23 protein-coding genes are annotated in these 18,409 nt (G+C 27.4%); 7 read left to right on the top strand and 16 right to left on the bottom strand.

What is annotated here, in order from left to right; genetic code table 11:
* Positions 1–163 precede the first annotated feature (163 nt).
* Genes ACKTTQ_RS12590 through ACKTTQ_RS12565 form a run of 6 tightly spaced genes read left to right on the top strand, consistent with a single transcriptional unit; the run spans position 164 to position 3,974 of the window.
* Positions 164–670 carry a GbsR/MarR family transcriptional regulator gene (locus tag ACKTTQ_RS12590; protein WP_113785637.1) on the top strand — a complete coding sequence of 169 codons (507 nt, stop codon included), beginning with the start codon at positions 164–166 and terminating at the stop codon, positions 668–670.
* Positions 671–708: 38 nt separating this feature from the next.
* Entirely contained in the window at positions 709–1,056 is a 348-nt protein-coding gene (locus ACKTTQ_RS12585; protein WP_113785638.1) for a hypothetical protein, read from the top strand.
* Positions 1,057–1,059: 3 nt separating this feature from the next.
* Positions 1,060–1,881 (top strand): thiol-disulfide oxidoreductase DCC family protein, encoded by an 822-nt coding sequence (locus ACKTTQ_RS12580; RefSeq protein ID WP_113785639.1) that lies wholly within the window; start codon positions 1,060–1,062, stop codon positions 1,879–1,881.
* A gap of 4 nt (positions 1,882–1,885) precedes the next feature.
* Positions 1,886–2,779, top strand: coding sequence for a TIGR01777 family oxidoreductase (locus ACKTTQ_RS12575; RefSeq protein ID WP_408049391.1), 894 nt, complete (start codon positions 1,886–1,888; stop codon positions 2,777–2,779).
* 3 nt (positions 2,780–2,782) lie between these two features.
* Positions 2,783–3,265, top strand: coding sequence for an SRPBCC family protein (locus tag ACKTTQ_RS12570; protein ID WP_408049390.1), 483 nt, complete (start codon positions 2,783–2,785; stop codon positions 3,263–3,265).
* 4 nt (positions 3,266–3,269) lie between these two features.
* Complete coding sequence (locus ACKTTQ_RS12565; RefSeq protein ID WP_408049389.1) at positions 3,270–3,974, top strand: YqjF family protein; 705 nt, start codon at positions 3,270–3,272, stop codon at positions 3,972–3,974.
* On the opposite strand, the gene ACKTTQ_RS12560 is transcribed toward ACKTTQ_RS12565, so the two are convergent.
* The 3 genes from ACKTTQ_RS12560 to ACKTTQ_RS12550 form a co-directional block, all read right to left on the bottom strand.
* Positions 3,971–4,591, bottom strand: a complete 621-nt coding sequence (locus ACKTTQ_RS12560; protein WP_218131770.1) for a DJ-1/PfpI family protein — start codon at positions 4,589–4,591, stop codon at positions 3,971–3,973. The genes ACKTTQ_RS12565 and ACKTTQ_RS12560 overlap by 4 nt on opposite strands.
* A gap of 182 nt (positions 4,592–4,773) precedes the next feature.
* Positions 4,774–5,346: a Crp/Fnr family transcriptional regulator gene (locus ACKTTQ_RS12555; protein WP_093870570.1), complete on the bottom strand. Its 573-nt coding sequence runs from the start codon at positions 5,344–5,346 to the stop codon at positions 4,774–4,776.
* A gap of 18 nt (positions 5,347–5,364) precedes the next feature.
* Positions 5,365–5,889 (bottom strand): phosphoglycerate mutase family protein, encoded by a 525-nt coding sequence (locus tag ACKTTQ_RS12550; protein WP_299135549.1) that lies wholly within the window; start codon positions 5,887–5,889, stop codon positions 5,365–5,367.
* A gap of 345 nt (positions 5,890–6,234) precedes the next feature.
* Between ACKTTQ_RS12550 and ACKTTQ_RS12545 the strand changes: the two genes are divergently transcribed.
* Positions 6,235–6,555 (top strand): hypothetical protein, encoded by a 321-nt coding sequence (locus ACKTTQ_RS12545; RefSeq protein WP_113785645.1) that lies wholly within the window; start codon positions 6,235–6,237, stop codon positions 6,553–6,555.
* 43 nt (positions 6,556–6,598) lie between these two features.
* Here the strand turns inward: ACKTTQ_RS12545 and ACKTTQ_RS12540 are convergent, their stop codons facing one another.
* The 13 genes from ACKTTQ_RS12540 to ACKTTQ_RS12480 all read right to left on the bottom strand — a co-directional run bounded on the left by ACKTTQ_RS12540 (position 6,599) and on the right by ACKTTQ_RS12480 (position 18,174).
* The gene (locus ACKTTQ_RS12540; protein WP_408049388.1) at positions 6,599–7,393 is read right to left on the bottom strand and encodes a cation transporter; all 795 of its coding nucleotides are present in this window, start codon (positions 7,391–7,393) and stop codon (positions 6,599–6,601) included.
* A gap of 54 nt (positions 7,394–7,447) precedes the next feature.
* Positions 7,448–7,843 (bottom strand): VOC family protein, encoded by a 396-nt coding sequence (locus ACKTTQ_RS12535; RefSeq protein WP_093870574.1) that lies wholly within the window; start codon positions 7,841–7,843, stop codon positions 7,448–7,450.
* A gap of 179 nt (positions 7,844–8,022) precedes the next feature.
* Positions 8,023–8,631, bottom strand: a complete 609-nt coding sequence (locus ACKTTQ_RS12530; protein ID WP_408049387.1) for a hypothetical protein — start codon at positions 8,629–8,631, stop codon at positions 8,023–8,025.
* Positions 8,628–8,966 (bottom strand): PadR family transcriptional regulator, encoded by a 339-nt coding sequence (locus ACKTTQ_RS12525; RefSeq protein ID WP_176974388.1) that lies wholly within the window; start codon positions 8,964–8,966, stop codon positions 8,628–8,630. The genes ACKTTQ_RS12530 and ACKTTQ_RS12525 overlap by 4 nt, the downstream gene beginning before the upstream one ends.
* Positions 8,967–9,697: 731 nt before the next feature.
* Positions 9,698–10,921: an MFS transporter gene (locus ACKTTQ_RS12520; protein WP_408049386.1), complete on the bottom strand. Its 1,224-nt coding sequence runs from the start codon at positions 10,919–10,921 to the stop codon at positions 9,698–9,700.
* Between the two features lie 249 nt (positions 10,922–11,170).
* Positions 11,171–12,658, bottom strand: a complete 1,488-nt coding sequence (locus ACKTTQ_RS12515) for a T9SS type A sorting domain-containing protein (protein WP_408049385.1) — start codon at positions 12,656–12,658, stop codon at positions 11,171–11,173.
* A 635-nt stretch (positions 12,659–13,293) separates the two neighbouring features.
* Positions 13,294–14,109 carry a hypothetical protein gene (locus tag ACKTTQ_RS12510; RefSeq protein WP_299137043.1) on the bottom strand — a complete coding sequence of 272 codons (816 nt, stop codon included), beginning with the start codon at positions 14,107–14,109 and terminating at the stop codon, positions 13,294–13,296.
* Positions 14,110–14,250: 141 nt separating this feature from the next.
* Positions 14,251–14,694 carry a hypothetical protein gene (locus ACKTTQ_RS12505; RefSeq protein ID WP_408049384.1) on the bottom strand — a complete coding sequence of 148 codons (444 nt, stop codon included), beginning with the start codon at positions 14,692–14,694 and terminating at the stop codon, positions 14,251–14,253.
* A 183-nt stretch (positions 14,695–14,877) separates the two neighbouring features.
* Positions 14,878–15,402: a hypothetical protein gene (locus tag ACKTTQ_RS12500; RefSeq protein ID WP_113787781.1), complete on the bottom strand. Its 525-nt coding sequence runs from the start codon at positions 15,400–15,402 to the stop codon at positions 14,878–14,880.
* A gap of 170 nt (positions 15,403–15,572) precedes the next feature.
* Entirely contained in the window at positions 15,573–16,058 is a 486-nt protein-coding gene (locus ACKTTQ_RS12495; RefSeq protein ID WP_408049383.1) for a hypothetical protein, read from the bottom strand.
* A gap of 167 nt (positions 16,059–16,225) precedes the next feature.
* Positions 16,226–16,915 carry a DUF2695 domain-containing protein gene (locus ACKTTQ_RS12490; protein WP_113785818.1) on the bottom strand — a complete coding sequence of 230 codons (690 nt, stop codon included), beginning with the start codon at positions 16,913–16,915 and terminating at the stop codon, positions 16,226–16,228.
* 152 nt (positions 16,916–17,067) lie between these two features.
* Complete coding sequence (locus ACKTTQ_RS12485; RefSeq protein WP_408049382.1) at positions 17,068–17,592, bottom strand: hypothetical protein; 525 nt, start codon at positions 17,590–17,592, stop codon at positions 17,068–17,070.
* Between the two features lie 87 nt (positions 17,593–17,679).
* Positions 17,680–18,174: a hypothetical protein gene (locus ACKTTQ_RS12480; RefSeq protein WP_408049381.1), complete on the bottom strand. Its 495-nt coding sequence runs from the start codon at positions 18,172–18,174 to the stop codon at positions 17,680–17,682.
* Between the last annotated feature and the right edge of the window lie 235 nt (positions 18,175–18,409).

Here is an 18,409-nt window from a genome sequence, read left to right as displayed (position 1 = left end):
TTGTATTTTCTTAATTAGTAAATTGAGAATTAAAAATATTACAAAATAATACGAAAAATATTTAGAGTACATGTTTCTTGTAATAAAAAGTTGTTTTACCATAGAGATATATTTTATTTTCAATAATTATTGAAAGTTCTAAAAATTGTTATATATTTGTTGCATGAAATTACAAGAAGCTAAAATAAAATACATTCAAACTTGGGGAAGTTTAGCAACTAGTTGGGGCATAAATAAAACTATGGCACAAGTTCATGCTTTGTTGTTAGTTTCTTCAGAGCCACTATCAGCTGATGATATTATGGATATGCTTAAAATTTCAAGAGGTAATGTAAATATGAATGTGCGTGCATTAATTGATTGGGGGATTGTTCGTAAAGAATTTGTAGTAGGAGAGCGGAAAGAATTTTTTGTGGCTGATAAAGATATTTGGGAATTATTTAAACAAGTTACAAAAGAACGTAAAAGAAGAGAGGTAGAGCCTGTACTTAAAGTTTTAGATGAATTAAAGAATGATATAGAAGAGGAGTCAGATGAGGCGACACAGTTTAAAAAATTAATGGGAGATTTATCATCTGTAACAAATACTGTAAATGGAATTTTAGATAAAGCTATTAAAGCAGATGAACATTGGTTATTATCAAGTTTTACTAAAATGATAAAGAAATAAAAAAATTTACAAATAAACTTTCAAAAATTTCTGAAAATATGAAATATATAAATATTTTAAAAAAACTAAATAGAGTATTAATTGTAACTACTATAGTAATGTACCTTACTATTTACTTGGGATTACTTGTACAGGTAATTCTAGGAGCTTATCAGTTACTAATAGCTTTTGTATTACTTTTTTTTATTAAAAACTTTTCTAAAAAAAGTAAGAATAAGTTAATGATATATTGGTTAGTCGTTCTATTGTATGGAATGGTTTGGATTATAGATATGGATGTTAATTTAGGAGGTTATTTAGGAGTGATACTCTATATTATTTTACCAATGATAATTGCTTTATACTTTTCATACTTTTTAGAATCATTAAGAACAAAAAATAAATAACCTATGAAAACACTAGAAAACTACACACTATTATATGATGATGATTGTCCATTATGTAATGTTTATACATCTGGTTTTATAAAATCGAGAATGTTAGATGGAAATGGTAGGAAGCCATTTAAAAAAATTACGAATGATGAAAAAATATATGTAGATATTAAAAGGGCAACCAATGAAATAGCACTGGTTGATACTAAAAGTCATAAAGTAATATATGGTATTGATAGTTTATTAAAAGTAATTGGAAATTCTTTTCCATTTATTGAAAGAGTAGGAAAATTCAAACCTATTTACTTTTTTCTAAAAAAGCTATATTCTTTTATTTCTTATAACAGAAAAGTAATAATTCCTTCTGAAATAAAAGAAAATGAGTCATTAGAGTGTATTCCTGATTTTAATATTAAATATAGGGTTTTGTATATCGTTTTTTCAATATTGATGATTGCGTATGTATTATTAACTTTTTCAAGTTTTATACCTAGTTTACCAATTGCTAATTATCAAAGAGAACTTATAATTACCGCAAGTCAAATAGTATTTCAAATGTTATTCTTATTAAAAATCGATTCGAAAACTATTATAAATTATGTAGGAAATTTAATGACAGTTTCTTTAATAGGTTGTTTAGGAATACTACAATTAGTTCTTTTAAATGAGGTAATAAATATACCAGAAATAATTGTTGTTATTTCATTTATGGGTATTGTTTCTCTCATGTTTTTTGAGCATAAAAGAAGAGTAAAATTATTAAAACTACCTAATTATTTAAGCTATACATGGATAATTTATAGGTTAATTGTTTTATTAATTATTATAAATATATAGAGTCATGAAAATAGTAATAGCTGGAGGAACTGGATATTTGGGAGAGTTGCTTACTGAATATTTTAAAAAAGAAAAAGAAAATCAAATTTACATTTTAAGTAGAAAACAAAGAGTAAATAGTGATAATGTTAGCTATTTACAGTGGAACGGAGTTTCTAAAGGATATTGGGCACAATTACTTAATAATACTGATGTATTAATCAATTTAACTGGTAAGTCAGTTAACTGCAGGTATAATCATAAAAATAAAGAACTACTTTATCAAAGTAGGTTAGATAGTACAGCTATATTGTGTGAAGTAATTCAAAATTTAGAACATCCGCCAAAAGTATTTATTCAGTCTTCTTCAGCTACTATTTATAGGCATTCAGAAAATAAATTAATGACAGAAAGTAAAGGAGATATTGGAATAGATTTTTCTATGGATGTATGTAAAAAATGGGAACAAGTTTTTAATAGTTATACACTACCTAAAACAAAAAAAATAATAACAAGAACCTCTATTGTTTTAGGAAATAAAGGAGGTGCGTTTCCTTTAATGAAGAGTATGACAAAGTTTGGATTGGGTGGTAAACAAGGAAATGGAAATCAATTTATAAGTTGGGTAACTGAAAAAGATTATATAAAAGCTATTAGTTTTTTAATTAAACAAGAAGCAGGTATTTATAATATATGCGTACCAAACCCAATTAGAAATAATGAATTTCAAAATAAATTACGAAGTAAGCTAAAGGTTTGTTTTGGTATTAATTCTCCTAAATGGATATTGAAATTAGGTGCTAAGCTTATAGGTACAGAACCTGAATTATTATTAAAAAGTAGAAAAGTGTACCCAGAGAAGTTATTAAGTTTAGGATTTAAGTTTTCTACAAATACTTTTAACGAATTTAAAATTTAAAACATGCCTACGATATTATTATTCACAAAAATAAAAGCAGCAAAAAAAATAGTATTTGATCTTTCAAGGAGTATAGAGTTGCATAAAATTTCTACAAAAAAAACAAATGAAAAAGCAATTGCAGGTAGAACATCTGGTTTAATTGAATTAAATGAAACGGTAACGTGGAGAGCAAGACATTTAGGAGTTTACCAAAATTTCACTTCTAAAGTAACTGGATGTAAAGAGGCTGATTTTTTTGCAGATATAATGGTTTCTGGAGCATTTAAAAGTTTTAAGCATGAACATTATTTCTCTTTTAAAGAGAATGTAACTACATTGGTTGATGTATTAGAATATACTTCACCATTTGGTGTTCTTGGAAAGTTTGTTGATATGTTATTTCTTAAAAAATACATGACTAATTTTCTTTTAGAAAGAAATAAAACGATAAAAGAATTTGCAGAGACTAATAAGTGGAGGAGGATATTAAATTATAAAAACTAATAATATGAGTTTCTTAAGAGCTGAGTGGCGAAAATTAATAATGATAAATTATGAAGTAAATCCAAGTGTATTAAAGCCTTATTTACCTTTAGGTACAGATCTGGATTTTTTTGAAGGGAATTGTTATGTAAGTGTAGTTGGTTTTATGTTTTTAAATACAAGGTTATTAGGTGTTAAGGTTCCTTTTCATGTTAATTTCGAAGAGGTGAATCTTAGGTTTTATGTGAAAAAAGAAAAAGAAGGAGAGATAAAAAGAGGAGTGGTTTTTATAAAAGAAATTGTTCCTAAGGCTGCTATAACTTTTGTCGCAAATACTATTTATAATGAAAATTATCAAACACTTGAAATGAAACATTTATGGAATTTAAAGAAGAACAAAATGAATATTACATATAAATGGAAAATAAATAATGAATGGAATTCAATTGAGGTTGAAGCTTTAAATAATTTAGAAAAAATAGAAAAAAAATCTGAGATCGAATTTATTGCAGAACATTATTGGGGATATTCAAAAAACAATAATAAAACAACTGAATACGAGGTAAAACACCCAAAGTGGGAATTTTACCCAGTAATCAATCATAAAATAGATGTAAATTTTTTAGAAACGTATAATAAAGATTTTCTTTTTTTAAGAAATCAAAAGCCTACCTCAGTGTTTTTGTTAGAAGGCTCTGAAGTTTCAGTAGAAAATAAAGTGAAATTTTAATTATGGTTTTTGATTCTATCAAATAAAATTGATGATTCAACAAATTTTCGATGTTCTTTATTTGTTAATTCTTCTAATAAATCGAATGAAGCAATATAACTAACCAAACTACCATTTGAAGAAATAAACTTTCCATCTTGAACTACAGAAACCTTGTTGTCATCTGCTACGTTTAAATTTGGATACTCAGTTTTTAATGCTTTCCCTCCAGTAACATAGGTTACAATTTTTTTATTGTCAGCAATTCCCGTTTCTCCTATTAAAAAGGCTCCAGCGCAATGACTAGCAATATAGTCGGTTGATTTATTTTGCTCTTTTATAAAGTTAACAAGTTCTTTGTTGTTAGCTTGTTTTTTAGGAGTATAAGAGCTTGGTACGACTAGAACTTTTAAATGAGGTACATTATTTAGAATATAATCAGGCTTAATTTTCAAACCATGAGCACTTTTATATGTTTTGTTTTCTGGAGCAATTGTAATAACATTGAAAAGTTTTTTTTGCTCAATACTTGAGTTTGAAAAGACATCTAAAGGAGCAATAACTTCATTAATAATTACTCCTTCAAATATTAAAATCCCAATGGTTGGTAGGTTTAGATCGATAAGTTTTAATTTCATTTTTTCTTGTTGTTGAATTATGTTAGTTTTATTTGATATGCTGTTATTTTTTTGTTGTTTGATGCAACTAAAAAAAGTTAGAAAGACTAAGCATAAGGTTATATTTTTCATTTTGTATTTATTTTAATACAAAAGTAAAATAGCATTTAATGAAAAATATTAATCAAGATTAAGAAATGAAATTATTTGTTTTTAGCTTTTATTTTACTAACAAATTCAGGAGACATTCCTAAATAAGAAGCAATCATATATTGCGGTACTCTTTGTGTAAATTTTTGGTTTTCTGTAACAAACTTATTGAAATTTTCTTCACCAGAAAGACTATAAATAAATTCGATTCTTTTTTGAATTGCTATGTATGTTTTCTCCATTATTATTCTAAATAAACGTTCAGTTTTTGGTAAAACATTACAAAGTTTATTAAATTCATTTATAGTTAATTCCAGTATTTCGGTATCTTCAATTGCTTGTATGTATAGTTTTGATGGAACCTTGTTTATTAAACTTTCATAATCTGTAATCCACCAATTATCAATTCCAAAATGTATAATTTGTTCATTACCTTTAGTATCAATATAAAATAAACGCAAACAGCCTTTTGTTATAAAATATCTAGACTTACAAACCTGTCCTTCGTTCAGTAAAAACTCTTTTTTTTTAGCTTTTTTAACTTTTAAATGCGATTGAAATAATTCTATTTCAGTGTCAGAAATACTAATATATCGTTTAATATATTCAACCAAATTTGAATTCATATTTTAAGAATATTATTATTAGTTATCGCAAGAAAAAGATGTATTTAATATATGTAAGCGCCCTGTTTTTTTATGTATAACTACTTGGTAAATCCTATTATAAATACTCTCATCAAAAGGCTTAATTTTTTCTCCAACCAATAATCCTGCTAATACACCAGTTGTATTACTATGGCCAACAACTAATGCATCTTGTTTTTTATCAATTAATGTTTTTGAAAATTGAGTAAGCTCTCTTGGGTTATATATTTTGATAGGCATATTTTTACCGTCAGCAGTTGGTTTTGCAGTGTTTTTAGTACGAATATAATTGGTACTATATATAACATCTAAATTTACTTTTTCAAGGAATTTATTAAGGTTTTTTGCTCTTTGTTCCCCGCATTTAGTAAGTGGAGGATTTTTACGATTGGCAGGAGATACATCTTTTTCAGAATGTCTAACCAGGTATATTGTAAAAAGCTCTTTATTTTCTTGGGCATTTACAACATATTGTAATCCGATTATTGTAAAAAGTAGCAATAAATATTTTTTAGAATTCATAAGTAAAGTCTTTTGTTATTTTAAATTTAGTTTAATATTTCTTGTAATACCTTTTGTTTATGCAATATATATCTTTAGTAAATTAAACAATAGGCTAATCACTTGTAAAATTAATGATATATTTATTGTTATGAATAAGTAATACTTTATATGTTTTAGTAGGCTAATTTTTATAGGCTATTAAAATTTGGTTCCACGTAATAGGTGTTTTATTATAAAAAATAAATGCGTCGTGCTATTTTATTTATTTACTTAAGTATCTCTATAGATATTTGAAGTATTGTTAGAAAAACTATTAGTATTTCTAATAAATGAATATATAAATTAACCTTAAAACTTATTATTATGGGAATTGTAACATCAACTATTTATTCAACAACAGCAAAAGAAGCAATGACTCAATTAAACTTTTCTACAGATTTTCAGGGAAAAACTGCATCTGTAACAATTAACCTTTTGAAAAGTGGAGTAGTAGTTAAAACTGAAACGTATAATTTAGATGCAGAGAATACAATAAAGCAGGTTTCTTTAACTGCACCAGAAATGAAATCTGATGGAACCGTTACTTTAGCTGCAAATACAAATTCAGTAGTATTTTCAGGAGTTTGTATTTGGGGAGATGTAGTATCTTTTAGAGCAGAGAATGTAGCTGTTGCTTACAGATAATTGTTTAAAAAGAATAAAAGGAAGAATTAATAACTACTTCCTTTTATTTACTTAGTTTTAATATTCTAAAAGCACCTTGAATAACTAAAACGAAAACTATAGTACCTATAATTAAGTCAGGTTTATTAGAACTAAACAGGTGTACTAAAATACCGGCAAATATTACCCCTAAATTAATGATTATATCATTTGAAGTAAAAATCATACTTGCTTTCATATGTGCTTCTTCTTTACTTTTTGATTTTTGTAAAATATAAAGACAAATACCGTTAGCAATAAGAGCTAATATAGATATAAAAATCATTATTGAAAATGAAGGAAGTTTTTCATTTTCAAAGAAACGCCTTAACACTTCTATGAAACCAATAATTGCAAGAGTTATTTGAAAATAGCCTGCAATTTTAGCAATCTTCTTTTTTTTTATTACTGTACCGCCAACTGCAAATAAACTAATTCCATATACTAAGCTATCTGCAAGCATATCTATGCTATCTGCAATTAATCCCATAGATCTTGAAATAAGTCCTGAAACAATTTCAATAATAAAAAAAGAGAAATTTATTATAAGTACTGACCAAAGTGTTTTTTTCTGATTCTTATTTTCTCCAAAATTTGTTTGATCTGTTTTTTCTGACGAAATTTTTTTTCCACCAAGATTTAATTCAACAATAGCTTTTTCTATTTGAATTAATTGGTCAAAATGAAAAACTGTCAATTTTCTATTAGTAATATCAAAATCTAAATGAGTTATACTTGAAAATTCATCCATTTTCATCCGAATTAAATTTTCTTCTGATGGACAATCCATTTTAGTAATTTTAAATATTGTTTTAATCATTCAAATTGCTTGTTTTTTAATGAAGATGTGTGTTTTTCTTCTAGATAAATGTTTTTAGAGTTTTTCAACTAATTGTATATTATTTCCGCAAGTATCATTAAAAATAGCAACCTTTACAGTTTCCATTTTAGTTGGTTTCATACTAAACTCTACATTAAGTTTTGTTAATCGGTCATACTCAGCATCAACATTTTTAACATCAAATTGAGTATATGGGTATCCAGCATCCATTAAAGCATCTTGAAAAACCTTTGAGGGTTTAAAATGATTAGGAGCTGGTTCTAATAATATCTCTGGACCATCTTGCCATTCTGCTGAAACTAAAGTTAGCCACCTATTTCCACCTCCTAAAGGAAGATCTTTCTTTTTTATAAAGCCTAATATTTCTGTGTAAAAATTTAAAGCTTTTTCTTGATCTCTAACTGGTATGCTAATTAATGTTACTTTCATTTTTTATTTTGGTATTTATAAATACAACTACCTTAAAACTAGTTTTTAAGTAGTGAAATGGAATATCTAAATTAAGAAATAAAATATAAAGTAAAAGAAGCTAACGATACTTAAGGTTTGTTACCAATAATTAATTTACTGTTGATAATAAAGTGTTACCAACTATTTAGAATATAATTTTAAGAGACTGATTTTTTATACATTGTAAAAAAATAGAAAGGTAGAAAACCAAACCCAAATATGAATGCTCCAAGAATTAATAATAAGTCTGCTCCCTGTAAATGCATTAACTTAAATAGACCTGAAAGTCCTGTGATAATTGAGGCTATTCCTCCTAATATTATTTTTAATTTTACAGAAATCGACTTAGATAAAGTAACTTTGTATCTGTCAAAGGCTATTAGAGGAACAAATATTAAAAGTAAGGTTAAAAAACCAATTGTAAATAGTTCTGTTCCAAAAGGCATTTGAAGTAATTTTAAAGTTACACCTGCGGTTAGTGTAATTGAACCAATAAATCCAATTAAATACATTAATTTTTTCATAATTATTATTCGTTTAGAGTTAAGTAAAAAAATTGTTTTATGTTGAATTTCAATTAAACCATTCGGTGCTAAATCCATTAGAGCATTATCTAACAAGTCCTCGAATGATTTATCTTTTCCTAGTTGACTTTCAATAACACAGCATAAATGATCTATAATATCATCACTTAATGTTTTGATTTTTAATCCTTGATTTTCAACAAGAGTTTTAATTTTATTTTCTTGATCAGTAGTTAATTTCATGCAAGTTTGATTTCAGGAAAAACAAGTTTATTAAGAGTAGTCAAAAAGTCTTTTAACTCTTCAAGGTATCGAACTTTTTCCATTTTACCTTTGGTTGTTAGAAAGTAATATTTTCTAACCCTTTTACCTATATATTCTTCTTTATAAGATAGAAGACCATTTTTAGTCATTTTTTGTAAAGCGGGGTATAGTGAACCATCTTTTAGTAAAATTTTTCCATCAGATAGTTCTTTTACCTGCTGAAACATTTGATAACCATACATCTTTTCATTTTCTGAAAGTAAATTCAGTATAATAGCGGAGAGTGTTCCTTTAAGTAGTTCTTTTGAATGCATAGAACAAATATACATAAAAAAACAATACATTGTAAATCTATGTATTTAATTTTATATACTGAATGAATTCGATTTGAATTTAGATTTAGTTGAAATAGGGAGCATTAAAAATTTATAGAAGGATATATTAAAATCTTTTTCAAGGTTATTGATACAACTAAAGAAACAAAGTTCAATTCGAGTTTATTAGTATTCAACAGTTTTTCTATTAATCATACCGAATCATATTTTTTATGATTTCGCTGCGTATTTAAGTCTTAAATTTAGTTACATATTTTTCAAATTTTTGTTTTCTGTAAAATATATACTTTTAAGATATAAGTCCAATAAAATTTGTTTTGCTAGTTCACTTAAAAATGTTTTTCTGTTTTTAAAATTATCAAATAAAACTTTAGTATTTAGTTTTCTATCTTTTAATTTTTTACATTTTGTTAATTCGTAAGGGAATAATTTTAGATTGTAGGAAGTGTAGATATCAAAATATTCTAGTGATTCCATTTGTCCAATTTTTGGAGGTATTCTTTTTTAATTACTTCCATAAAGCCAAATTTTTCTTACTTTTTCAAGTTATTAATTGATTCAGGTAAAGTGAAAATTTGAAAAAACAATTCATCACCTAAATACTCTCTTGGAAAGAAATCCTTTTTTTACTATTATATCAATGTATTCACATGCTTTTTTCTAAGCTTCAGAATTTCTGTTTTGTATGTCATTTAGAATTTTTAGAAGCTCTATTGTTCATTTGAATGTTTATATTTAAGTTTTTGCATAAAAATGACTCTAATAGGTGCTGTTTTTTCTTTTAATACTATTAAGCCTATTATAGGGCCTATTGCTAAAGTTGTATAAATATATAAAGGATTTATTTTAGTATACAAAATATTCAGAAGTTGGATACTAATTATTGTTATTGAAAAACCAATACAATTTACAATGGTAAGTGCAGTTCCTTTTATCTCTGCAGATGTATTTTTTGCAATTAATGTAGAAAAAAGAGGAGAATCAGCAATAACAAAAAATCCCCAGAAAAAAAGAAAACCAATAAAAACACTTTCTGATTCAGTATTGAACATTATAGGTGAAATAAGGCAGCAAGTACAAGACAATAAAAGAGCAATGAAAGCTATTCGTTTAGTTCCAAATACTTGAGAAAGGTACCCACTTAATACGCAAGCTAATCCTCCTATAGCAATTATTAAGAATGATAATAAGGGAATATTAAATTCTGTTTCTAGATGTTTAACATTGTAAGTTTTTAGAATAATTGGTACAAATGCCCAAAAGGCATATAATTCCCACATGTGTCCAAAATAACCAAAGGCAGCAGAACGAAATTTATGATTTCTAAATACACTAAAAAAAGCTGAAAAATCTAATTGGATTATAGGTTTTCGGAATGGACCATTTGGAACCAACGTAACCATTAACAAACCACCTAATAGGGCAAATACTGAAGTTAATATAAGTACATATTTCCATTCAAATTCTTCTGTCATTTCTTTAGCTAAGTGTGGAAATGCTGTGCCAACAACTAAAGCACCAACTAAGAAACCAAGTGATTTATCTAATTTATTTTCATAATAATCTGCAGCTATTTTCATTCCTACTGGATAGATGCCAGCTAGAAAAAAACCAGTTATAAAACGAAGAGAAAGTATACTTATTAAACTATTTCCATTCCAAATAACTCCAAAATTGAATATTGAACCAAGAAGCGCACAGGTTAAAAAGACTTTTGATGGCGAAAAACGATCAGCAATAGTTAAAACAGCAAAGATTAGCGTTCCAAAAATAAAACCGAATTGTACAGCTGATGTTAAATGTCCAAGAGCGCTGTTGTTAAGGTTAAAACTTATGATAAGATCGTTCATTACGGCATTTCCTGCAAACCATAGAGATGTGCAACAGAACTGAGAGATTACGATTATTGGAAGTATTAATTTTGATTGTTTCACTTGGGTTTAATTGTATGGAAATTAGTTTTTATTTTAAATGATATTTTAATGAATATGTAATTATACCATTTTTTATAAATCTTTTATTTAAAAACTGATTATCTGTATAAATAAAGTTATAAGGATACATTCATTTTGTACTCATATTATAAGTAAGGTTTTGACTAAAAAATGTAGCTAGTCAAAAAACAACTATAATAGGCTAGATTGTTTTAATATAGAATTAACTCAACTATAAATTTTAATAACTTAATTAATAATAATTTTAGTATTAGTTTTTCCTTTGTTAGTTACAATGCTAATAAAGTAGATCCCTTTGGATAAATTATTTACATCAATAATTTGATTAGTTGTTGTTAAAATTAATTTTCCCATACTATTATAAACAGTAACTTTTTTTAATTGTAGTTTTTCTTTTAACTCTATAGTAAGCTTATTAGTTACTGGATTAGGATATAGTTTTGTAGTTGATTCAATAATTTCATTTGTAGATAAAACTCCAGATAAATTAAAAACACGTACATGTCCTAAATGATTATCATAACCATTATTATCAGGGCCTCCTATGGCTAACACACTTCCATCAGATGATAAACTAACACTAGTTCCTAATAAGTTATTTGTTACTCTTCCATCAATGTCAATACCCATTTGGGTCCATACATTATTTATGTTTTTATAAATACGTGCATGCCCTGAATGAATTAAAGTTTTTGAAGAGGTATTCATAGGACCTCCAATTGCTATAATATTTCCGTCAGAAGATAAACTTACGCTTCTTCCGAATTGATCACTTTCAGCTTCACCTTTAATATCAGTACCTATTTGTTCCCAAATACCACTATTATTTTGGTATATGGATACATAATCTAAGTGAGTAAAACCTGAGTTATGATGAATACTTCCAATTGCTATAATATTTCCATTTTCCGACAAACTTAAAGAAGACAAGCTTTTGCGAGAATTTGTAAAGTTTCCTGCTAACTCTGTGTTAATATCAGAACCTATTTGAGTCCAAGTATTATTGTTATTTTGAAAAATACGAACATTACTTGAATTGGTATTATCCCTATTGTTATTAGCAATAGCTAGAATATTTCCACTAGAAGATAAATTTAAATTTACCCCAAACTCATCTTCTGATTTGATTCCATGGATATCAGTACCTATTTGAACCCAAACACCATTTTTATTTTGATAAACACGAACTAGACCAGAATTAGTGCCATTTGTATCATTATTTGGAGCTCCAATAGCAACTATGTTTCCATCAGAAGATAAACTAATGCTTGTTCCTAAGAGATCTCCAGCTTCAACTCCATTAAAGCCTTGACCTATTTGAGTCCAAACACCATTTTTATTTTGATAAACGCGAGCATGACCAGAATTATCTCCATTTGTATCCTTATAAGGAATTCCAATAGCAATAGTATTTCCATTTGATGATAAGCTTACACTTTTACCAAAGCTTTCAAATGATGTTTCTCCATCAATATCAGATCCTATTTGTTCCCAAATTCCTTTATTGTTCCTATATATACGAACATGACCTGAATTAGTACCATTTGTGTTATTATTAGGACCTCCAATAGCAATGATGTTTCCATCAGATGATAAACTTACACTCATTCCAAATTCATCTTTTGCAGCTTCACCATTAATATCTTTACCTATTTGAGTTTGAGAATAGAATATACTTGATGTTAATAATGTGATAAAAAGTAACTTTTTCTTCATTTTTCATTTGGATGTTAATATCAAATCTACAACTAAAAAATAAAATTAGCAATATGCTGTAATAGTGCTTGTTAAGTTTTTAAAAATAATAAAAATTAGATTAGAATAAATCAAATAAAAAAATCACTAACTAAAAATTAAGCTTTAATTAAATTCAATTACTAAATAAATAAGTTGATAAATTTCGATTAAGTTAAAAAGCACAGATTTGTAGAAGTCATTTAAGCCAAATCATTTCTGAAAAGTTAATAAAACCAACAGAATCTTGATTGATTAATGTTTTTTCAGAGTTAGTTTTTATAAACAAACATTTTATTAAACTTATAGAAGTACTTTGGTTAAAAATTAGTTGTTTTTACCACAGTTCTTCTTAAAGTCGGAATACAAAATAAAAGTCCGAATATTATTGTGAGCAGTATGTTTTTCATAATTGGTGGCAACGGTTTCGGCTATGGTTAGTACGGGAATTAAAATTACTAAATTTCCGATTAAGCACTTAGCCAAAACTTTTTATTTTGTTTTATCTTTTTTGTTGTAAAGTCAAATCAAAAGATTTGGCGGACTTTATAAAAATACACTAAAATTTGGGTTAAGCACCAAAACCCGTATTAACTATAGCCATTGTTGTGCGTTCGTTATTTTTCCAATTCTTCTATTGTTCCCTCTAAAGCCAAAACCCAACCGTTTTTAATATCGTCCTTATCATTTTTAGCGATTTCTAAATTCCTATTCAATAATGGCAAAAAATCTTTGTCTTTAATAGTCAAAATAGCCTCAAATAATAAAGTTCCATAATCTCCATTTTCTAATTCGGAAATAATGATATTCTTAATTCTCTTATCTTTTCTATTGGCTAATCCAACAATCGCTTCAGATTTAGTTTCAAAGTCATCATCATTAACTCTATTCCATAAGGCATTTCTAATGTCTATATTGTCAGTTTCTATTAGGTTTCCTATTCCAAAAGTAGCCCAGTTTCTGATGGAAGAAGCTTTGTCTTTTGTAAAACTAATTAGAACATTGATAGCTTTTGAGTTTTCTATACCCGAAAGTGCGGAAATCAAAGCGTGTTTAATATCAATATCTTTTACATTTTTAAAATCTATTAATTTTAAAATATGTTTATCACTTAATTCGTCATTATTATGACCAATTCCGTGAAAAATAGATTTAAGAACATTCTTTGACTGAGTTTTTTCAAGAAGTTCAAAATGTAATTCAACAGTCTGTTTTTTGTTATATCTTGGGTCGAAACCTAATTGTTGAAGTATATAAAGTCCAATAATTTTTTGTTTATCATTATCTGACTTAGCAAATTCATAAGCCTTTTCAAAAACATATTGATTTGGTCTTCTTCTTAATTCAGAAATATTTTCCCAATATGTTTTTTGAGTTTTGTTATTCAGTAGACGATTGAATATTTTTTCAGATGTCCATTTTTTTCGACTCATTTTCTTTTTATGGGATTTGCTTTAATGACGCACAACGTGTTTGTGCATGATTTGTTTGCGTGAATTTAGCGAATAAATAGTTAATAATTACAAGCCTTTGATGTTCACGAGGTTTTTCCGAAGGAAAAACTTGTTAAGCAATTAATTATGCACGGTGTTGTGCATAGTGTTTTTGTTCATAGGTTTCATTTTCCAAATAATCCAAGTTGCTAAAAATGAGACTATAATTAGCAAGACGGAAATTCCGATATCTTTTAAATTCCACGTTTGATTAGGAATATAATCTCTGTGGAAATTCACAGAAAAGTCAAATGTAATTTTATATGTTGTCCAAATTCCGTGTAATAGTGTAAATCCGAAAGCTAATAACCAAAATATTTTTCTATTCATAATAATTGGTGCTATCAGAATAATCGTAGGAATGACCATCGCGTAAAAAATATCAAAATAAAATGGACTAAAGTCATATTTATATTTTACGAAATTCAGTCCAACAAATATCCATAAGAGTAAAATTCCGCCATAAATTAAACGTTGTGTTTTATCATTTTTCAGATATTCAGTTATAGAAATTCTATTTTTCAATTCTGTTGTTTTTCAGTTTTCTGAACCGTTTTTTTACATTATGTACAACGGTCTCGTATAACCGTCAGTTACGGGTTTTAAATTACTACTTTTCGGTTAAGCACTGACGTTTGCAATTCCGAGTGGATTCGGACGCAGTTGAATCCGTCGTAATTGCGGTTATACATTGTTGTACGCAGTTTTTTATTTCAGAATTGTCCATCCTTTTTTTGTTTTCTTATAGTAATACAAGTTATCCAATCCAGTTCCACAAATTAGAAATGGTCGATAATCGTAATCTCTGATAACAGCAATTTTAGTTTCAGTGTTGTAAATTGGAAAGGAAACATTGTGAATAAATTCTCCATTAAATTTTGAATCCCATAACGCTTCTAAATCAATAGAATCATTTTTTTCAAAGAAGGAATCGTATTCTTTCCAATTCATTACAGTTATACCTTTTATCTTATCTGTTTCCCAATATTCAGAAGTGAAAATTGGATAAGGTGCCGGAATTTCAGTAAAGTTTAAAATTCTATCAGATTCTATAAATGTATGTTCAAATTCTGGACTTTTCAATTGTCGGTTATTCCAATATATTATCGAGTCTGCATCATTCTTTTTCAGTTGCCCAATAAGATGAGCATTTATTATTTCATATGCGTCTTGCTCGGTAAATTCCGATATTACTTTTTCCTCTTTTTGTTTACAGCTAAAGAGTATAATCAAAAACGATATGATTGTTAGTTTTCTCAAATTGCGTACAACGTATTTGTGTATGGTTAGTTGCGTAATTTTAACGTAAAAGTAATTAAAATAGATGAAATTAATTGTCTGCGAGATTTGTCCGAAGGAGCAAATCCGTAAGCAATTAATTATACATTTTGTTAGCAACTGGTTTATACTTCTTCATATTTTGTTACAACAAATTTTAATTTCTTTATTCCGTCATTCAAACAGTCCGCAAAATTTGTCCTCCATATTTTTAATTCAATAAATGAGTTATTTCTTTCTACAATTCTATAAGTTCCAACTCTAAAATTCATTTTAAATCTTAACCAGAAAATTTTTATTCTTGACTTTTCTTCTATTATTTTTTCTCCATTAACAAATTCCATATAATCAAATCGTTTGATATTTTTTCCAACTATCTTTTGAACACTTTTTTTATTGAAATAGTAAATGTTTTTGGTAGTTAACAATATTCTTTTTTGTCTATTAAGCTTTATTAAAACAACTTCTAATTCATTACTTTCGAACTTTAATTTTTCTTCAAGTGACTTGTTTGAATTTTCAAAAAATGTTATTCCTCTGGAATTTCGATAGTATTTAATTTTTAATAAAATCTGTTTTCTTATATGCTCTTTTTTCTTTTTAATTTTCAAAAGAATGTTTTTTAAGTCGAGTACTTGTTGCTAACGGTTTTGTATAAGATTAGTGCGGTTTTGTGTGCGAGGATTTTCCGCAGGAAAATCAGACGTAACAAAAGAGCACTAACTTTTGATTAAGCACTAAACTACGCATTAATTTTATACGTTGTTAGCCATAGTTTTTATTTTCTAAAAATTACTTTATGTATTTTCAATTCAATTTTCGTTCCGCCAATTCCTGTTCGTTCCATAAAATGTGTTCCCATTGGCTTTCCGATTTCTATTTTTTCTATTCTCGAGAAATAATATTCTGCATCTCTTTCTGAAAATTTTGTAAAAGATTCCAATTTTAGATCTCGAATATTTTTAGCAAACTCCTTTCCAGTGGTCGGTTCAATTTCCTTAACGATTCCGATTTCAGATGGTAATTCAGATTCAGTTCCGTTAAAAAAGTGCATACTCTTTCTAACTCGCTTTTTTGGTTTAAATCCAAAAGGCGCTGGAATCAGCAATTCTCCATTTTTTGTGTAATTATTGTTTCCATACTCCGAATTCGAAAATATTGCTTTTGTGTAAACCTTGTTCTCGACTTGTTGGAAATTCATAGGTATTTTGAAAGGATTTTTTGAATCTAATTCTTTATTGTCAGGTTCAAGTTCCAAATCACAATCTTCTGGTAAATTGAATGTCACTTCACAGTCGCAAAATCCACCATTAGATTCCAAAATATCAATTAAGTCAGCTTTATTAATTCCATTTTTTTCAACCCATTCAAATGTGTTTTTTAAAGAGTGGTCGCATCCATTTTTTTCAATTCGGTTTTCTATAAAAACACAAAGCTCATTTACTTGATTTGCTGTAAGTACGGTCATTTCTTAAATTATGGCTAACGGTCTTGTGTATGATTTCGTTGCGTGTTTCAGCAACTAAATTAGCAAATACAAACCGAATAGAAAATCCGCGAGGATTTTCGTAAGTAGGCGAGTACTAGCAATGAATTATACACGGTGTTGGCAGCTACTTTTTATATTGATACGATATTTGTGTTCAATCCCCATTCTCTGTCTCGCTGTGATGAAATGTATTTACTAATTTCTTTTAAAGATTTGTGTTTAATAATTCCCATTCCGACTCCAGTCCATAAATCAATTATTTTTTCTGAATCGTATTTAATAAAAAGAAAATGTGTTGAACTTCCAATTCCTCCAGTAGCATAAGTCAATATTAAAATATCCTTGCTTTTTGCTAGAAATATTAATTGTCTTTTCGGTTTGTCTTTCTCCACATTGCAACCAGCTTGATATTCTTCTTTAGGATTTGCAATACTAAATTCTGACGCAATACAATCTAATTCTTTTTTTACGTGTTTTGGTATTGATTTTTTGTCATTGTCAACAACAAATTGTTCATTTTGAAATTCAGTCAAGAAACTATCTAAATTTATGTTTTCAAGTATTCTTTTTTTATCAATTTGGTATTCACAATTTTTCTGTGCAAAACCATTTAAAGTGAGTAGAACTATAATAATACTGAATTTTAATTTTTTCATAATTTCTATTTTAGCACAATCTTGGTTTAAGTTGCTGCCAACGTTTTAGCTAAGCTGCGTTTTAATGCAGTTTAGGTGTTGTTGGCATTAGTTATTTATTTCAATTTCTATAATTCCCTCCTCTTTGAAGCTATTCAAATCATCGATTTTAAAATCTTTTTCAGCATCTTCACGAATCGAATAAAAGCGAGTTACACAATTTCCGAATTCATAAACATCAGTGTCTTCCACTTTTCCAAATGAAAGTATTATTCTATAGTGATTTTTTGAGAATTCTTTTTCAAGTCTCTTTGTTAATTGCTTTGTAAATTCAAGCCCAAGACCTAAAAAGTGTAAGTCATTATAATTTATTCTATGAGCCACATAGTCATCTATGTGAAAGTGATTTTCGGAATCTTCGTATTCACACTTATCAATTGAATTTTCAATTGGAACTTCAGGAATAAATTGACTACCTGAATTCAAAATGGTTAAATCCTTTTCGTTTAGAATTTTACATTTTATTATTCTATTTAGACCATCAGTCAAATCAACAGACTTTTCCCAAAAATTATATCCTAAGTCTTCGAGATAACCGTCCATTATTTTATTCGTTCTGATTTTCATTTTCTAATTAATGCCAACGTATTTGTGTATGGTTAGTTGCGCTATTTTAGCGTAAAAGTAATTAAAACATTTGAAATTAATTGTCTGCGAGATTTGTCTGAAAGAACAAATCCGTAAGCAATTAATTATACAAGTCTTAAGTTTACAAAGTAGTAAATTTAAGTACTAAACCAGAAAGCACAAAAGAGAGGATTAAGGTTATTATACATGC

Origin of the sequence: Tenacibaculum halocynthiae, from assembly GCF_964512825.1 — a bacterium.
Taxonomy (GTDB): domain Bacteria; phylum Bacteroidota; class Bacteroidia; order Flavobacteriales; family Flavobacteriaceae; genus Polaribacter; species Polaribacter halocynthiae.
Note: the sequence above shows the minus strand (reverse complement) of the source record. Positions and strands in the feature narration are given on the sequence as shown.

What these genes read in the sequence shown, in the direction of transcription:
- ACKTTQ_RS12590 (WP_113785637.1), top strand. Translation starts at nt 164, where the DNA reads ATGAAATTACAAGAAGCTAAAATAAAATACATTCAAACTTGGGGAAGT.
- ACKTTQ_RS12585 (WP_113785638.1), top strand. Translation starts at nt 709, where the DNA reads ATGAAATATATAAATATTTTAAAAAAACTAAATAGAGTATTAATTGTA.
- ACKTTQ_RS12580 (WP_113785639.1), top strand. Translation starts at nt 1,060, where the DNA reads ATGAAAACACTAGAAAACTACACACTATTATATGATGATGATTGTCCA.
- ACKTTQ_RS12575 (WP_408049391.1), top strand. Translation starts at nt 1,886, where the DNA reads ATGAAAATAGTAATAGCTGGAGGAACTGGATATTTGGGAGAGTTGCTT.
- ACKTTQ_RS12570 (WP_408049390.1), top strand. Translation starts at nt 2,783, where the DNA reads ATGCCTACGATATTATTATTCACAAAAATAAAAGCAGCAAAAAAAATA.
- ACKTTQ_RS12565 (WP_408049389.1), top strand. Translation starts at nt 3,270, where the DNA reads ATGAGTTTCTTAAGAGCTGAGTGGCGAAAATTAATAATGATAAATTAT.
- ACKTTQ_RS12560 (WP_218131770.1), bottom strand. Translation starts at nt 4,591, where the DNA reads ATGAAATTAAAACTTATCGATCTAAACCTACCAACCATTGGGATTTTA.
- ACKTTQ_RS12555 (WP_093870570.1), bottom strand. Translation starts at nt 5,346, where the DNA reads ATGAATTCAAATTTGGTTGAATATATTAAACGATATATTAGTATTTCT.
- ACKTTQ_RS12550 (WP_299135549.1), bottom strand. Translation starts at nt 5,889, where the DNA reads ATGAATTCTAAAAAATATTTATTGCTACTTTTTACAATAATCGGATTA.
- ACKTTQ_RS12545 (WP_113785645.1), top strand. Translation starts at nt 6,235, where the DNA reads ATGGGAATTGTAACATCAACTATTTATTCAACAACAGCAAAAGAAGCA.
- ACKTTQ_RS12540 (WP_408049388.1), bottom strand. Translation starts at nt 7,393, where the DNA reads ATGATTAAAACAATATTTAAAATTACTAAAATGGATTGTCCATCAGAA.
- ACKTTQ_RS12535 (WP_093870574.1), bottom strand. Translation starts at nt 7,843, where the DNA reads ATGAAAGTAACATTAATTAGCATACCAGTTAGAGATCAAGAAAAAGCT.
- ACKTTQ_RS12530 (WP_408049387.1), bottom strand. Translation starts at nt 8,631, where the DNA reads ATGAAATTAACTACTGATCAAGAAAATAAAATTAAAACTCTTGTTGAA.
- ACKTTQ_RS12525 (WP_176974388.1), bottom strand. Translation starts at nt 8,966, where the DNA reads ATGCATTCAAAAGAACTACTTAAAGGAACACTCTCCGCTATTATACTG.
- ACKTTQ_RS12515 (WP_408049385.1), bottom strand. Translation starts at nt 12,658, where the DNA reads ATGAAGAAAAAGTTACTTTTTATCACATTATTAACATCAAGTATATTC.
- ACKTTQ_RS12510 (WP_299137043.1), bottom strand. Translation starts at nt 14,109, where the DNA reads ATGAGTCGAAAAAAATGGACATCTGAAAAAATATTCAATCGTCTACTG.
- ACKTTQ_RS12490 (WP_113785818.1), bottom strand. Translation starts at nt 16,915, where the DNA reads ATGACCGTACTTACAGCAAATCAAGTAAATGAGCTTTGTGTTTTTATA.
- ACKTTQ_RS12485 (WP_408049382.1), bottom strand. Translation starts at nt 17,592, where the DNA reads ATGAAAAAATTAAAATTCAGTATTATTATAGTTCTACTCACTTTAAAT.
- ACKTTQ_RS12480 (WP_408049381.1), bottom strand. Translation starts at nt 18,174, where the DNA reads ATGGACGGTTATCTCGAAGACTTAGGATATAATTTTTGGGAAAAGTCT.